12 protein-coding genes are annotated in these 15,580 nt (G+C 53.8%); all 12 read left to right on the plus strand.

The window, feature by feature from the left end; all coding sequences use genetic code 11:
- The first annotated feature begins 57 nt into the window (after positions 1–57).
- The 12 genes from AC0YNW_RS00680 (at position 58) to AC0YNW_RS00735 (ending at position 15,578) form a co-directional block, all read left to right on the plus strand.
- A complete protein-coding gene (locus AC0YNW_RS00680) occupies positions 58–648 on the plus strand; it encodes a non-ribosomal peptide synthetase module (RefSeq protein ID WP_475830371.1) in 591 nt (196 codons plus the stop codon).
- 342 nt (positions 649–990) lie between these two features.
- Positions 991–1,389, plus strand: coding sequence for an adenosylmethionine decarboxylase (gene speD, locus AC0YNW_RS00685; protein WP_387472762.1), 399 nt, complete (start codon positions 991–993; stop codon positions 1,387–1,389).
- A 194-nt stretch (positions 1,390–1,583) separates the two neighbouring features.
- Positions 1,584–2,960 (plus strand): glutamyl-tRNA reductase, encoded by a 1,377-nt coding sequence (gene hemA, locus AC0YNW_RS00690; RefSeq protein ID WP_475830372.1) that lies wholly within the window; start codon positions 1,584–1,586, stop codon positions 2,958–2,960.
- A gap of 68 nt (positions 2,961–3,028) precedes the next feature.
- Positions 3,029–3,835 (plus strand): cytochrome c biogenesis protein CcsA, encoded by an 807-nt coding sequence (gene ccsA, locus AC0YNW_RS00695; protein ID WP_475830373.1) that lies wholly within the window; start codon positions 3,029–3,031, stop codon positions 3,833–3,835.
- A 27-nt stretch (positions 3,836–3,862) separates the two neighbouring features.
- Positions 3,863–4,519, plus strand: coding sequence for a precorrin-2 dehydrogenase/sirohydrochlorin ferrochelatase family protein (locus AC0YNW_RS00700; RefSeq protein ID WP_475830374.1), 657 nt, complete (start codon positions 3,863–3,865; stop codon positions 4,517–4,519).
- A gap of 2 nt (positions 4,520–4,521) precedes the next feature.
- Positions 4,522–5,484: a hydroxymethylbilane synthase gene (gene hemC, locus AC0YNW_RS00705; RefSeq protein WP_475830375.1), complete on the plus strand. Its 963-nt coding sequence runs from the start codon at positions 4,522–4,524 to the stop codon at positions 5,482–5,484.
- A gap of 4 nt (positions 5,485–5,488) precedes the next feature.
- Positions 5,489–7,039 (plus strand): uroporphyrinogen-III C-methyltransferase, encoded by a 1,551-nt coding sequence (gene cobA, locus AC0YNW_RS00710; protein WP_475830376.1) that lies wholly within the window; start codon positions 5,489–5,491, stop codon positions 7,037–7,039.
- Positions 7,039–8,034 carry a porphobilinogen synthase gene (gene hemB / locus AC0YNW_RS00715; RefSeq protein WP_387472883.1) on the plus strand — a complete coding sequence of 332 codons (996 nt, stop codon included), beginning with the start codon at positions 7,039–7,041 and terminating at the stop codon, positions 8,032–8,034. Before cobA ends, hemB begins: the two co-directional genes overlap by 1 nt.
- Before the next feature lie 4 nt (positions 8,035–8,038).
- Positions 8,039–9,340, plus strand: coding sequence for a glutamate-1-semialdehyde 2,1-aminomutase (gene hemL / locus AC0YNW_RS00720; RefSeq protein WP_475830377.1), 1,302 nt, complete (start codon positions 8,039–8,041; stop codon positions 9,338–9,340).
- A 23-nt stretch (positions 9,341–9,363) separates the two neighbouring features.
- Positions 9,364–10,347 (plus strand): RluA family pseudouridine synthase, encoded by a 984-nt coding sequence (locus AC0YNW_RS00725; protein ID WP_475830378.1) that lies wholly within the window; start codon positions 9,364–9,366, stop codon positions 10,345–10,347.
- 96 nt (positions 10,348–10,443) lie between these two features.
- Positions 10,444–11,820 (plus strand): LysM peptidoglycan-binding domain-containing protein, encoded by a 1,377-nt coding sequence (locus AC0YNW_RS00730; protein ID WP_475830379.1) that lies wholly within the window; start codon positions 10,444–10,446, stop codon positions 11,818–11,820.
- Positions 11,821–12,935: 1,115 nt separating this feature from the next.
- Entirely contained in the window at positions 12,936–15,578 is a 2,643-nt protein-coding gene (locus tag AC0YNW_RS00735) for a valine--tRNA ligase (protein ID WP_475830380.1), read from the plus strand.
- The last annotated feature ends 2 nt before the right edge of the window (positions 15,579–15,580 follow it).

A 15,580-nucleotide genomic window follows, 5' to 3' on the forward strand; every position in this document is an offset into this window, starting at 1 on the left:
AAAAGGCTGCTACTGGCGCAAAAGCCGGTGGGGTCTCAAAGAATTGAGGAGATTTTTATGGCTAAGCGGCTAGCCACAGAGTATGTAAATGCCAAACTGCAGTTAAATCAAGAAGAAATGTCAAAGTTCATCGCTTTTATGGAGGATCAGCAGCTGCGCATGCAGGTATTGGTACTCGATAACGGCAACCAGGAACTCCTTCTTCACGATATCGCAGGGAGGGAAGAAGTCCGATTGACCTTCGAGCGAAGGCAAGGATATTATGTTTGCGAGCTTTCTTGCCGTCTTGTAGAACCTAAGCTGACCAACGCGCTTCGCAAAGCGGTGACCGCTTTCCGGGGCAACGCGATCGTCAACCGCATTTACAGCCATTATACGATGATCTATCACTATAGGAACGGCGCCGTCCAGAAGATTGTGGAGAGCTCGGAAGCCGGCGAGCGTATCGTGTTCGAACACAAGGATACGCTGGGTCAGCTTGAGCGTGTATTCCGCAGTCGACTGATTGAACGGGAGATCGGCTTGATTGGGGGCGCGGTGAATGAACTGCTTGATCTGCGCAACCAGACAACCGATCGCGCTGAAATTGCCACCATTGACCAGAGGCTGACGGAGCTTACTCACAAGCTGTTTGTGCTTGAAGCGTAGAAGCTCACGGGAACGCCCGAAGCGAAAAGGGAAAGGCCGGTAAGCCGGTCTTTCTTTTTTTATAGGCACGGTTTCAGGACAATCTGCTCGTACATAGATTGATACGTAACGGAATGAGCTGCTGCCAAATGGAGCCTAAATAAAAAAAGGTATTGCATTTCTCGCGGATAGATGTTATTTTTATTCTCGTTGAAAACATTGTTGCTCTACAATATTAGGAACCAGGATTCACTCAGGACATAGTTATGTTGCGAGAGATTAGTCCCTCGGGAAGTGAATGACGTAGGTCCTAGCGGATGAAATTTTTTAAACATTTTATTCCTAGGAAGGGGGAACCGGAAGATGGAATACTCAACTTTCGGAAGACACGTTGCTGTTGATGCTTGGGGTGTAGACTTTGAATTGCTGAACAGCGCTGAATTTTTGCAATCTCACATGGTAGAGGCTGCTGAAGCTTGCGGCGCAACTGTAATGTCGGTACAATCCAAACAATTTGAACCTCAAGGCGCGACGGTACTCGTGCTGCTGTCGGAGAGTCACCTCTCGATTCATACGTACCCTGAGAGAGGCTTTGCTGCGCTTGACTGCTATACCTGCGGTGAAACTGTTGATCCTCAGCTCGCGATCGATTACATGCTGACGGTGCTTAAGCCAAAGACGACCCACGCGAAGAAGCTGGTTCGCGGCATGGGCGAGCTGCAAGTCGAAGAACCGAAAATGAAACAAATCGAGCTTGTGTAAGGCTCATTATTGTAAGATACGGGAATAACCATGGAGCCATTCCATGGTTATTTCTTTGTGAATTCAGGGCATACTGTGAATGTATTTTTCAAACATTATTCATAAATGAACCCAATATGAATGTCGAACTATGCTATAATATTCGATAACATCAAGGGATTGGACCAGCATCAGAAGGAGGCAGGAGATCACACATGCACATTATCGTAGTAGGTCTGAATTATAGGACAGCTCCTGTAGAAGTGAGGGAGAAATTCGCATTTGCCGAGCATGAGCTGCCGGCTGCGCTTGAGGGCCTCATGGAAACGAAGAGCATTATGGAATGTGTTATCGTGGCTACGTGCAACCGGACGGAGATTTATGCCGTAGTGGATCGCCATCATCTATGTGGTCATTATATCCGAAGCTTTATGGAGAAGTGGTTCAATCTGCCGCGTGCGCAGTTTACAAACCATTTATATATGTATGAGGACGTTAAGGTGATCGAGCATCTCTTCCGGGTAACAAGCGGACTGGATTCCATGGTGATTGGCGAGACTCAAATTTTGGGACAAGTGAAGGATGCCTTCTTGCTGGCGCAAGCCGAGAAGAAGACAGGTACGATCTTCAACATGCTGTTCAAGCAAGCCGTGACAATGGCCAAGCGCGCCCATTCGGAGACGATGATTGGGGAGACGGCGGTGTCGGTCAGTTATGCAGCAGTGGAGCTTGGCAAGCAGATCTTCGGCCAATTCAACAAGAAGACCGTTATGGTGATCGGAGCAGGCGAGACGGGTGAGCTTACAGCCAAGCATCTGTATGCGAACGGGGCGGACCGCGTGCTCGTCGTCAACCGTACGTTCGAGCGTGCCGCAGCGTTGGCTGACAAGTTCAACGGCGTGCCATGCTCGATGGAAGAGGCGGCCAAGAAGCTTCATGAGGTCGATATTATCATCAGCTCCACCGGAGCGAATGGTTATGTGCTGAACCGTGAACAAGTGCACCAAGCGATGCAGCGCCGCAAATCAAAGCCGCTCTTTATGATCGATATTGCGGTTCCTCGGGACCTCGACCCGACGATTGCAGCTGTAGAGAACGTCTTCCTGTACGACATCGACGATTTGGAGGGCATTGTGCAGAGCAACCTGGAACAACGCCGTCAGGAGGCTGCGAAGATTGAAGTGATGATCGAAGAAGAAATCAAGCTGTTCGAGCATTGGTACAAGACGCTTGGCGTCGTGCCGCTTATCCGGGCCTTGCAGACGAAGTCGGCAGAGATTCATGAGGATACGATGAACAGCCTGACAAACAAGCTGCCTGATCTGGACGAGCATGAGCTGAAGGTCATTCGCAAGCTGACCAAAAGCATCGTCAATCAAATGATGCAGGATCCTATACTTCGTATCAAGGAAATGGCCGGCGAGAAACGGGCGGATGAAGCGATGGACATGTTCGTGAAGCTGTTCGCACTGGAGAATCAGCTGGAACAATCCCGTGAGCAGGAGTTGGCTGCGGCCCAGGAGCCAGCGCCTGCTGCCGTACAACCTAAACTCGTGCATTCCCATGCCGCTCCCGTATTTGCCCGCCCATAACCGGCTCATCACTTTGATATCGAAGTACTCGCCTGTCAATCCGTGAAGGGCTGTGAAGTGGAGGAGCTATGGAAACGGCTAACTGGATATACGACGCGATACTTTATATTTACGCCCTGAGCCTGCTGTTTTACTTTTCCGACTTTATGCATGCAAGTCGGAAAGCGAAGCGGATAGGCACAGGGCTCCTTGTTTTTGTATGGATATTGCAGACTGGCTATCTGGTAGCCAAGCTGTACTTGGGACACCCCGATCAGAACACCTTCTTGTATTGGCTGGCCTTCTCTTGGCTGCTCGCCACGGTGTCTCTGGTTATCAGTCGTTTTTTTCATATTGATTATATTGTGTTTTTCGTCAATGTGGTCAGCTTCGCGGTTCTGGCCCTTAATTTGTACAGCGGGATGGGGGGCGGCACATCCTATGAGCCTTGGCAGGCAACAAGAGAGCTGCTGATCGTCCATATCAGCCTGGTGTTATGCGCCTATGTCGCGCTGACGATTGGTGCGCTGCTTGCCGGGATGTATCTGTTCCTCCATCACCGGCTTAAGCGCAAGCGTTGGTCACAGGTTGTGCGCAGGTATCCCAGTCTGGACACGATCGAGCGTTACGCCGATCGCGCCGTCATTATCGGCGTTCCCTTGCTGGCCATGTCGCTTGCAATTGCGACCGTGTCGCTGATCGTAGAGGGCAGGGCGATGCTGCTGCTGGACTGGAAGGTGTTGACCTCCTTTGCGTCCCTTGTCATGTATATTGCCTATGTGTATCAACGGGCAGTGAAGGATCGTCCCGGCCATCAGTTGGCCAAGCTTTATATCGTTGCCTTTTGTATGCTTCTTTTGAATTTGCTGACGAACTCATTTTCTTCATTCCACTAGCGGCAACAGGAAAGGATGGACTCCGGCATGGAAGACTGTACGCCTGGCGGCTTCTACCCCGTAGCATTAAGGTTGTCCGGCAAGCTCTGCATGATCATTGGCGGAGGCAAGGTGGCTGAGCGCAAGCTCAAAGGGCTATTGGAGTCGGGAGCTGACCGGATTGAGCTCATCAGCCCCGGTGTGACGGAGGACATCGAGGCATGGGCGGCTGCCGGCCGGTTGATCTGGCGGAGCCGTCCATATGCGGCACGCGACATAGAGGGAGCTTGGCTCTTGATTGCGGCGACCGACGATCGCGCGCTTAATGCAAGTCTTGCGATGGAAGCGGACAGGATGGGCATCCTGTCCAATATTGCGGATGATTATGAAAGAGGAAGCTTTATTACGCCAGCCGTTACGCGAAGGGGACCGCTGGTAATCACGGTTACCACATCAGGAGCTAGCCCCGCGCTGGCTAAGGCGCTGAACAAAGAACTGGACGAAAGATATGGGGAACGCTATGGTGAAGCGGCAGCGAGGCTTGGAGAGCTTCGGAAGCTAATGTTGACTAGAGCAGGTATTCGCGAGGAGAAGGATGAGCTGCTCCGGATGGCATCGAGGGAAGCGCTTGACGGAGGAATAGAGAATATAACCCCGGAGCAATGGTTAGAGAGCTTGATCGCAAGGACTAAAGGGAGGGCTTAATCGTGAGCAATAACTCGAATGGACAACGCGTAATCGTCGTAGGAACCCGCCAAAGCGCGCTTGCGCTGACGCAGTCAGGCCAGGTGATTGACGAGCTGAAACGCATTAGCGAGCAGCAAGGCTTGGGTTATTCGTTTGAAATCCGCAAGATTGTAACGAAGGGCGACCGGATTCTGGATGTCACGCTGTCAAAGGTTGGCGGCAAAGGATTGTTCGTCAAAGAGATTGAACAAGCTCTTCTGGATGGAGAGATTGATATCGCTGTACATAGCATGAAAGATATGCCGTTCCAGCTGCAAGAGGGCTTGATGAACGGCGCTACGCCAAAGCGGGTTAATCCGCTTGATTGCCTCGTGACGCGGGACGGTCAGGACCTGGATTCGCTGCCTCAGGGAGCTAGGGTCGGGACGAGCAGCCTGCGCCGAGCCAGCCAGCTTAAGAACAGAAGACCGGATTTGCAGCTGGAATCGATCAGGGGCAATATCGACTCCCGTATTCGCAAGCTGGAGACGGACGGCTTTGACGCGGTCGTGCTCGCTGCTGCGGGCTTGACGCGTATGGGATGGGAAGACCGCATCTCGGCACTCATTCCGGAGGATGTATGTATTCCAGCCGTCGGTCAAGGCGCGCTTGGTATCGAGTGCAGGGAGAGCGACTCGCAAGTTAGGGAGCTGCTTGCTCTACTTAATGATCGGGAGACAGAGATTACGGTTCTTGCTGAGCGAAGCTTCCTTGGAACGCTTAACGGCGGCTGCCAGGTTCCGATTGGGGCGCATGCAACGATTGTGTCAGAGGAGACAGACGGCCCAGTGCTGGAGCTGACCGGTATGGTGGGATCGCCTGACGGAGAGACGCTTCTGAAGGAGATCAAGCGAGGAAAGGATCCGGAGAAGCTGGGCAAGGAAGTGGCCGAGTCGCTTATTGCAAGCGGCGCCGACCGCATTCTGGCGGAGATCGGGGGCTAAAGCCATGAACAAGGGGAAGGTTTATTTGGTTGGCGCGGGTCCAGGAGATCCGAAGCTGATCACCGTACGAGGATTGGAGTGCTTGAAGGATAGCGATGTGGTCGTCTATGACCGGCTGGCTAGTCCCAGATTACTGAGATATGCCAAGCCGGGCGCGGAGATGGTCTATGTCGGCAAGCTGCCGGATCGCCACACGATGAAGCAGGAGGAAATTAACCGGCTGCTCGTGGATTTGGCACTGGCGGGCAAGACCGTTACTCGTCTGAAAGGCGGCGATCCGACGATCTTCGGACGGGTTGGCGAGGAAGCGGAGCTGCTGCAAGAGAATGGCATCGCATTTGATATCGTGCCGGGCATTACGTCGGCTATTGCTGTACCGGCCTATGCAGGCATACCGGTGACGCATCGCGATCTGGCCTCCTCCTTGTCCATTGTGACAGGGCATGAAAGCCCGGATAAGCTTGACCGCTCGATTCATTGGGACAAGGTGACCAATGCGACAGGTACGCTGTTGTTTCTAATGGGCGTGGCCAAAATCGGATATATTGCGGATCAACTGATCAAGCACGGCAAACCTCCGCAAACGCCTGTCGCTCTTGTTCGTTGGGGCACAAGGGTGGAGCAGGAAACGATTGTCGGTACGCTTGAGACCATTGAGGCCATTGTGAAGGAAGCGAACTTCCAGCCTCCAGCCGTCATTATCGTCGGCGAGGTAGTCCTTCAGCGGGAGAAGCTGAAATGGTACGAGAGCAAGCCCTTGTTCGGGATGAGAGTGATGGTCACCCGCGCAAGACCGCAGGCGAGCGAGCTTGCGGATGCGATTGAGTCGCTTGGCGGAGAACCGTGCGAATTTCCCGTAATCGACATCCGGGAGCCTCAGGACGAGCAAGTTATAGAAACAATCCGGACGAGTCTGGAGCAGGCCGAGAGCTACCAATGGCTCATGTTCACAAGCGTGAACGGCGTTGATTATTTCTTCCGGTATCTGCGTCGCTTCGGCATCGACATGAGGAGATTCCATGCCGCCCGCATTGTTGCTGTAGGTCCCAAAACAGCAGAGGCACTCGCCGCAAAGGGACTAACCGTCGAGGAGCTGCCCGTTCAATTCTATGCGGAGTCTTTGCTTGATCGGGTAAGCGAGTGGCTGAGGCCCGGAGACAAGGCGCTTCTGCCGCGCGGCGATCTGGCGCGCGAGGTTCTCCCGAAGGAGCTTAGGGCAAGAGGTGTTGAGGCTGTCGAGATCGACGTGTACGAGACGACGCTGGCCGATACGCAGGATGATTTGGCGCTGGAATGGCTTCGTGAAGGCGGCATTCATATGATAACATTCACCAGTTCGTCCACGGTGACGAACCTGCTTGAAGTATTGCGGCGCAGAGGCGTCGAGGAGCCTGTGAAGCTTCTCAAGGACATTCCGATTGCGAGCATCGGGCCGATTACAACCAAGACAATCCAAGAGGCTGGACTGCATGCAGCTGTCGAAGCAGAGGCTTCGACACTGGACAGCTTGCTTGAAGCGATCACTGTCTATAATCAGGGAAGGAGAGGTTTATGATGAGTTTTCCAATCGTAAGACATCGCCGACTGCGCAGGACGGCCGGGCTTCGCAGTCTGGTTCGCGAGAACGTGCTAAGCGCAGATGATTTTATATATCCATTGTTCGTCACCCATGGCAAGGAGGTTAAGGAAGAAATTCCATCCATGCCGGGGGTGTATCACCTGTCCATGGATTTGCTGGAGGCGGAGATTCGTGAGATCGTCGCACTTGGCATCAAGTCCGTTCTGCTGTTCGGCGTGCCGGATCATAAGGATGCGCACGGATCGTCGGCCTATGATCCCAACGGCATCGTGCAGGAAGCGATCCGCGCAGTGAAGGGCTGGGCGCCTGAGCTAGTTGTCGTGGCTGATACTTGCCTATGCCAGTTCACAGATCACGGACATTGCGGAATCGTTCATCAGGATGAAGCTACCGGTGTGGCGGTCGTTGATAATGACCGCTCGTTGGAGCTGCTAGTCCGTACGGCTGTCTCGCAAGCCGAGGCAGGCGCAGACATCATTGCGCCATCCAATATGATGGATGGCTTCGTACATGCGATTCGCGCGGGCCTGGATGAAGCGGGCTACAGCGATATTGCCATCTTGTCTTATTCGGTCAAATATGCGTCGGCCTTCTACGGACCGTTCCGCGACGCGGCACATTCGGCTCCGCAATTCGGGGACCGCAAGACGTATCAGATGGATCCGGCCAATTCGCAGGAAGCGCTGCGCGAAGCGGAATCTGACGTGGCCGAAGGCGCGGACATGCTGATGGTCAAGCCAGCGTTGTCTTATTTGGATATTGTCAAGACGCTCAAGGAGCAATTCGATCTTCCTGTCGTGGCGTATAACGTTAGCGCCGAATATTCGATGGTTAAGGCTGCAGCAGCAAACGGATGGGTCGATGAGCGTGCTATCGTGCTGGAGAAACTGACAAGCATGAAGAGAGCGGGAGCCGATATCATTATTACGTATCATGCCAAAGACGCTGTCCGCTGGCTGAAGGGAGAATAAAGCGATGACTGAGAGCAACAGAAGACGCAATGATACACGTTCCGCCGAGGCGTTCGCCAGAGCGAAGAAAGTGATTCCGGGGGGCGTCAACTCCCCTGTTCGCGCGTTCAAGTCGGTAGGGCTCACGCCTGTCTACATGGAGCGCGGCGAAGGCAGCCGCGTTTATGACATCGACGGCAATGTCTATATTGATTATGTGGCTTCGTGGGGACCGCTTATTATGGGTCATGCCCATCCTGAGGTAATTGAAGCGCTTCGTAAGACGGCAGAGCGCGGGACGAGCTTCGGCGCGCCTACTGAGCTGGAAACGCTTATGGCCGAGCTCGTATGCGAGCGCGTGCCTTCCGTAGACGTCGTACGGATGGTGAACTCCGGTACGGAAGCGACGATGAGCGCCCTGCGACTTGCCCGGGGTTATACGAAGAGAAGCAAAATTATGAAATTCGAAGGCTCCTATCATGGCCATGCGGACAGCTTGCTGATTAAAGCGGGCTCCGGCGTGGCAACGCTGGGCTTGCCTGACAGCCCTGGCGTTCCGGAGCATGTAGCTTCCCATACGATTACGGTGCCTTACAACGATATCGAGTCCGTTAAGCTTGCCTTTGAGAAGTTCGGAGAAGAAATCGCGTGCATTATCGTTGAGCCGGTAGCCGGCAATATGGGGGTCGTGCCGCCGCTTCCGGGCTTTTTGGAAGGCTTACGCGATGTGACCACGCAATACGGCAGCCTGCTGATCTTCGACGAAGTCATGACAGGATTCCGTGTAGGTTACCAGTGCGCGCAAGGGCTGTTCGGCGTTACGCCGGATTTGACTTGCTTCGGCAAGGTCATCGGCGGCGGACTTCCTGTCGGCGCTTACGGCGGCAAACGGGAGATTATGGAGATGATTGCGCCAAGCGGTCCAATCTATCAGGCGGGCACCCTCTCAGGCAATCCGCTTGCGATGGCAGCCGGCTATACGACATTGAAGCTGTTGACGCCGGAGACGTATGAGCTGCTGGAGAGACAAGCCGTCCGTCTGCAGCTTGGTTTCGAAGCGAATGCGAGCAAGCATGGCATTGCCTCGACGATCAACCGTGTAGGTTCTATGGTCTGCCCGTTCTTCACGGAGAAGACCGTTATTAACTATGAGACGGCGAAGACAGCCGATCTGGAACGATTCAAGACTTATTTTGCGGCTATGCTTGATCAGGGTGTCAGCATTGCGCCTTCCCAATTTGAGGGCATGTTCATCTCCGCCGTCCACAGCGATGCGGATATCGACGAGACAATCGCTATTCAGGATCAAGTGCTGAGCCGTCTGTAATTAAGGTAGAGGAGGCTCATGGCATGTTGGAGCTGGATCACTATACACGCAGAAGCGGGGAATGGCTGTTGCTGGATGCAGCTGCGCTGCAGAATCATGCCTCACAGCTATTCCCTGATAAAGCCGAGATGCCAGGGCTACAGGCCGGCAGTCATCCGCATCATGTGCGGCAATGGCTGCTGGCCTCTTCCTTGTTCCCGGCCAAATGGGTCAACCGGTTATTTTCTGTAGGAGGAATCAAGTGGGTCGGCGATAGCATCGGACTGCTGGCCTTTCCCGCATTGGACCCAGCCAAAGACAAGTCATATCGCAATTTGGCAAGCGGTCCGCCGTCCCAGTCCACAGCCGTTCCTGCTATGTTGTACGAGGACGATTATTGTCTTGTGCTGAATAAGCCGGCAGGCATGCCGGTTCATGCCGCTTATGAGGGGCATACCGGTACACTGGATGAAGCTGCATGCAGGCTCATGATGGAGAAGAACGACCCTCTGCCGATGCGGCATATCCACCGCCTGGACGATGAGACCTCCGGACCGGTCCTTTATGCCAAAAACGATCTTGCGCAATGGAAGCTCGATGAGGCGATGAGGGAGAAGGAGATCGACCGTATCTACGTTGCCGCCGTGCAAGGTGCGCTAAGGCAGGACAAGGGGAAGATAGACGGGCCCATTGGCAAAGACCGCCATCATGCTTCCCGCAGGCGCGTCACGCCGTCGGGCGATGCGGCTTTGACGACGTACGAGAAGATACGGCAGCTGGACGGCATGACGATTGTCCGTCTCCGGCTGGAGACGGGAAGGACGCATCAAATACGCGTCCATATGAGCCATATCGGCCATCCGCTTGTCGGGGACACCCTCTATGGCGGCTCTAGCAGATTGCTTGGCCATCAGGCTTTGCATGGTGAGAGACTGGTCTTCCCTCATCCGCTGACAGGCAAGCTGCTGGACGTGCAGTCGCCTTGGCCGGACTGGCTAAAGCGCTTGTCTCTAGAAACTCGTTCCTGAATAAAATGACAGTCATGCTCCTGACCTATCTACCATATAGATAAGTAGTGAATGTACAGTTAGCCCAAGCATTCAGTACGAAGGGAGGAATATGTCATGTCAACAGGGTCGAACGGATTGCGATTTGACGTATATGAACGGGTTCATCTGCCCGATGACGTCGCAGGAATTGACGAGCTGGAGGAGATCGAGCTTGTTCCCCGTATACAGGTTATTGATCAGGGGGACCAGGCAATATTGAAGGGTCAGCTGCTGCTAAGCGGTGTCTATCGCGGACAAGATAGCGCGGCAGGACCGCTTGCGCTGGAGCATTGGATACCGGTAGAAATTTCTTTGCCAATGAACCGGGTGTCCCGGCTGGATGACATTTCAATCGAAATCGATAACTTTGATGTGGACCTGCTGTCAGCCCGCACCTTGAACATTACGGGGGTACTCTCGCTTCGCGGCATATCCGTTGAGCCGGTGGAGGAAGAGGGATTGCAGTGGGAGGATGAGTCTTTTACGGCAATCCATCAGAGGGCGCTGCAGGAGCCCAATGAATTCGAGGACGACTCGGATACAAAGGTATACCAAGGGCTGTTATCGAATGAGGCCGAATCGGAATACCAGGCAGCGAGGGACAACGAAGAGCAGGGCGCTGACGAAACCTACATAGCGGAACAAAGCGCGCAGGCCGCCGAGTGGCAGGAGGCGGCAGAAGAGCAGGAGATACCGTTGGCGCCAAGGGAAGAGGTTTCTGAGGAAAGCTGGCTGCAGTGGAATGCACAGCAGCAGCAAATGGAGCAGAGCCAGTCCTATCAGCAGGCCGCGCCTCAGCAGCCATACCAGCAGCAGGGCATCTCGCAGCTGGCATCGCTGTACCAGCAATTCCAGCAGCCTGCATATACGCCGCAGCCCCCACAGTCTGCGCAAGTGAGCAGCAGGGAAGAAGCGGAGTGGAGCGCAAGCCAGGCTTATCGCCCGGAAGAGGAGACAGAAGCCGCGGAGGAGCCTGTATTCGCGCAGCATGAGGGAGAGCTGTCCATCCAACCTGAGGAAGAGGCGCCGGTATTCCAGGAGCTCGAAGCGGAGGCGGAGCCTCGCAAGCCGCAAGAGGTGCAGATCGCATTCACCGGCAAACCGCCGGCCGGGGCGAATGAGGCGCAAGGGGATCTCGGCTTCCGTACGCTGCTTCAGTCCAGCAAACGCGAGCAAGCCGCCCGGGAAGCTGCCGAGCAGACGCTTACGGAGCAAGCGGAGGCTGCAAGAGCCCAGACAACATCCGAGGAAGAGATCGAGTGGAAAAAGCTGTTCCTCAGCAAGCAGGCCGAGGAGAATGAGTTCCGCAAAATCCGGGTATGCATCGTGCAGCGCGAAGAAACGCTGGAGCAGATTGCGCTCCGTTACAGCCTGAATCCGCGCGAACTGCTTGTTCATAACGGCTTGCATGAATCTTCGGTTGCCGAAGGTCAGCTGTTATATATTCCATAATGCCATGGCAGGCAGGCTGTCTAAAAGGTGAAGTCTTTCACACAAGGATAGCCATCCCTGATTGGATAAGTGGATTACAATTAATGGCGTGCTCAGGGGTATCATTCCTGGCATAGCCATTTTTTGTGTCCAGACCAGGCTTTTTAAGAATAAGCGTTTTTGAAGAATATCACTGCATAGCCGAAAAAACGGAGTAAGAAATACTTTAGAGAAGCGAAGCGTGGTGCAACACACCACTATTTCTCTCCAATCTCCGAATCAGCACATTTAGTTGTGACACACGCCACTAATTCGCACCAATCTCCGAATCAGGACAGTTAGTTGTGCCGCAAACCACTATTTCGCTCCAACCGCCGAATCAGCACATTTAGTTGTGTAACACACCACTATTTCGCTCCAATCACCGAATTTGCACGGTTAGTTGTATCACACACTACTATTTCGCTCCAATCGCCGAATTTGCACGGTTAGTTGTGTCACACACCACTATTTCGCTCCAATTGTCGAATTAGCACATTTAGTTGTGTCACACGCCACTATTTCACTCCAATCTCCGAATCAGCATATTTAGTTGTGCCACACACCACTACACAGGCGGCAACAAACGAAGCAAGATATGTTCTGGAGAAGCGATAGCGTTCGCCTGGTATCTAGACGAATATATCTTGCGCAGTTTGTGTGTTTAGCCAGGAATGATCTTTTTTTATGCTTATATGTCTGGAATGAAGATAAGGAACGGTCCTTTATAGCTTTTGCCTATATCGTGATAGGATCAGGTTGACTCCGAACCTCAACAAAGGTATGATAAAACATATATGTGTGACAACAACGTTGAAGGGGATTAGTACGCAGCGAGCCTTCAGAGAGCGGAACCGTTACGCTGAGAGGTTCTGCAGGATGAGACTGCATACGGGTCGCCCCGGAGTTGCCTATACGAACCGCGGGATCATCTCGCGCTAATGTGGGCCGGTAGCAGCCGTTATCTGTTCGAGTGCCGTGAGATAGGATTCTCAGCGGAACAAAGGTGGTACCACGGAAGCATGACCTTTCGTCCTTTATTGACAGGACGAGAGGTCTTTTTGCATGTGTAGAAGAATAAGTGGAGGATGAAATCAATGTCAGATGACCAATTCAAACCGGCAATGCCAACGACTTACGATCCCAAATCGGCAGAACAGAAGTGGTATGAATACTGGGTAAAAGGCAATTATTTCGAAGCGGGCAAGCGTCCTGATGCGGAACCATACACTATCGTTATTCCGCCTCCGAACGTTACGGGCATGCTGCATATTGGCCATGCGCTCGACTTCACGCTGCAGGATATATTGATCCGCACGAAGCGGATGCAAGGCTATGACGCGCTGTGGCTTCCGGGAACGGATCACGCCGGCATTGCAACTCAGACTAAGGTAGAGCAGAAGCTCCGCGAGCAAGGCACTTCCCGCCACGATCTGGGACGCGAGGCGTTCCTGGAGAAGGTATGGGAGTGGAAGGACCAATATGCGAATACAATCCGCGAGCAATGGGCGAAGATGGGTCTGTCCCTGGATTACTCCAGGGAACGGTTTACGCTCGATGAGGGCTTGTCCAAGGCGGTTCGCGAAGTGTTCGTTCGTCTCTATGAGAAGGGCCTGATCTACCGCGGCAAAAAGATTATTAACTGGGACCCTGCGGCACGCACGGCACTGTCGGATATTGAAGTGGAATACAAGGAGCTGAACGGCCACCTGTATCATTTGCAGTATCCGCTTAAGGACGGCTCCGGCCACATCACGGTGGCGACGACGCGTCCAGAGACGATGCTGGGCGATACGGCGGTTGCCGTTCATCCGGAGGATGATCGATACAAGCATCTGATCGGCTCCATGATCGTGCTGCCGGTAGTCGGCAGAGAGATTCCGATCATCGCCGACGAATACGTCGAGAAGGAATTCGGCTCCGGCGCGGTGAAGATTACACCAGCTCATGACCCGAACGACTTCGAGGTAGGCGAGCGCCATAGCCTGCCGCAAATCATCGTGATGGACGAGACAGGCACGATGAACGCTGAAGCGGGCCCTTACCAGGGCATGGACCGCTTCGAATGCCGCAAACAGCTGGTGAAGGACTTGCAGGAGCAAGGCGTCTGCGTGCGCATTGAAGACCATGTGCATCAAGTCGGCCATAGCGAGCGCAGCGGCGCAGTCGTTGAGCCTTATTTGTCCACGCAATGGTTTGTTGCGATGAAGCCGCTGGCGGAAGCGGCAATTGCTGCTCAGAAAGCAGGCAAAGGCGTACAATTCGTGCCAGAGAGATTCGAGAAAATCTATCTGAACTGGATCGAAAACGTCCGCGATTGGTGTATCTCCAGACAGCTATGGTGGGGCCACCGGATTCCGGCATGGTACGACGATGCGACTGGCGAGATGCATGTATCCCGCGAGGATATGAAGGGCGACCATCTCCGTCAGGACAACGACGTGCTGGACACTTGGTTCAGCTCCGCATTGTGGCCGTTCTCCACGCTGGGCTGGCCGGATCAGACCGAGGACTTAAAACGGTACTACCCAACGAATGTTCTAGTTACCGGCTACGACATTATTTATTTCTGGGTAGCCCGCATGATCTTCACTGCGCTCGAATTTACCGACGAGATGCCGTTCAAGGACGTGCTGCTGCATGGCCTTGTACGCGACAAGGACGGACAGAAGATGTCCAAGTCGCTTGGCAACGGCGTAGATCCGCTTGACGTCATCGAGCAATATGGCGCTGATGCGATGCGCTTTATGATTTCGACGGGAAGCACGCCTGGCCAGGACTTGCGCTTCCGCTATGAGAAAGTAGAGCAGGCGCGCAACTTCGCGAACAAGATTTGGAACGCTTCTCGTTTTGCGCTGATGAACCTGGAAGGGTTCAGCGCAAGCGATATTGATATTAACGTGAAGCTGGGCACAGCGGACCGCTGGATTCTGCATCGCCTGAACGAGACTGTACGCGATGTGACAAGAATGATCGACAGCTATGAGTTCGGCGAGACCGGCCGCGTACTGTACAACTTTATTTGGGACGATCTATGCGACTGGTACATTGAATTCTCGAAGCTCAGCTTGAATGGCGGGGATGAAGCGGCGAAGCGCGCCACGCAATCAGTGCTGGCTTACGTGCTGGACCGGACACAGCGCCTGATTCATCCGTTCATGCCGTTTATCAGCGAAGAGATTTGGCAGCATCTGCCGCATGAGGGCGAGACGATTACGCTGGCTCCTTGGCCGACATACGAGACGGCGCTGGAAGCTCCTGACGCGGTGAAAGAGATGGAGCTCCTCATGGAGATGATTCGTGCGGTGCGCAATATTCGGGCTGAAGTGAACGTGCCGATGAGCAAGAAGGTCGAACTGCTGATCAAGCCGGCTGGAGAGTTCGAAGCTGCAATTCTATCCCGCAACGAAGAGTTCATCAAGCGCTTCTGCGGCACGTCCTTGCTGGAGAGCGGAATCTCCATTGCCGCGCCGGATAAGGCGATGACCGCCATTATTACGGGAGCGGAGCTATACTTGCCGCTTGCAGGCCTGATTGACATCTCGCAAGAAATCGCCCGGCTGGAGAAAGAACTGAAGACGCTGATCTCTGAGGTAGAGCGGGTGGAGAAGAAGCTTGGCAATGAAGGCTTCGTAGCGAAGGCGCCTGCCAAGGTTATCGAGGAAGAACGCGCCAAGATGGCGGACTACGCCGAGAAGAGAGACAAAGTGCTGGCACGCATCACAGAATTGCGAGGTTAGTC

It is taken from the genome of Paenibacillus sp. J31R120 (assembly GCF_056269225.1).

Coding starts and splice junctions, on each gene's coding strand:
- AC0YNW_RS00680 (WP_475830371.1), top strand. CDS start 58: ATGGCTAAGCGGCTAGCCACAGAGTATGTAAATGCCAAACTGCAGTTA.
- speD (WP_387472762.1), top strand. CDS start 991: ATGGAATACTCAACTTTCGGAAGACACGTTGCTGTTGATGCTTGGGGT.
- hemA (WP_475830372.1), top strand. CDS start 1,584: ATGCACATTATCGTAGTAGGTCTGAATTATAGGACAGCTCCTGTAGAA.
- ccsA (WP_475830373.1), top strand. CDS start 3,029: ATGGAAACGGCTAACTGGATATACGACGCGATACTTTATATTTACGCC.
- AC0YNW_RS00700 (WP_475830374.1), top strand. CDS start 3,863: ATGGAAGACTGTACGCCTGGCGGCTTCTACCCCGTAGCATTAAGGTTG.
- cobA (WP_475830376.1), top strand. CDS start 5,489: ATGAACAAGGGGAAGGTTTATTTGGTTGGCGCGGGTCCAGGAGATCCG.
- hemB (WP_387472883.1), top strand. CDS start 7,039: ATGAGTTTTCCAATCGTAAGACATCGCCGACTGCGCAGGACGGCCGGG.
- hemL (WP_475830377.1), top strand. CDS start 8,039: ATGACTGAGAGCAACAGAAGACGCAATGATACACGTTCCGCCGAGGCG.
- AC0YNW_RS00725 (WP_475830378.1), top strand. CDS start 9,364: ATGTTGGAGCTGGATCACTATACACGCAGAAGCGGGGAATGGCTGTTG.
- AC0YNW_RS00730 (WP_475830379.1), top strand. CDS start 10,444: ATGTCAACAGGGTCGAACGGATTGCGATTTGACGTATATGAACGGGTT.
- AC0YNW_RS00735 (WP_475830380.1), top strand. CDS start 12,936: ATGTCAGATGACCAATTCAAACCGGCAATGCCAACGACTTACGATCCC.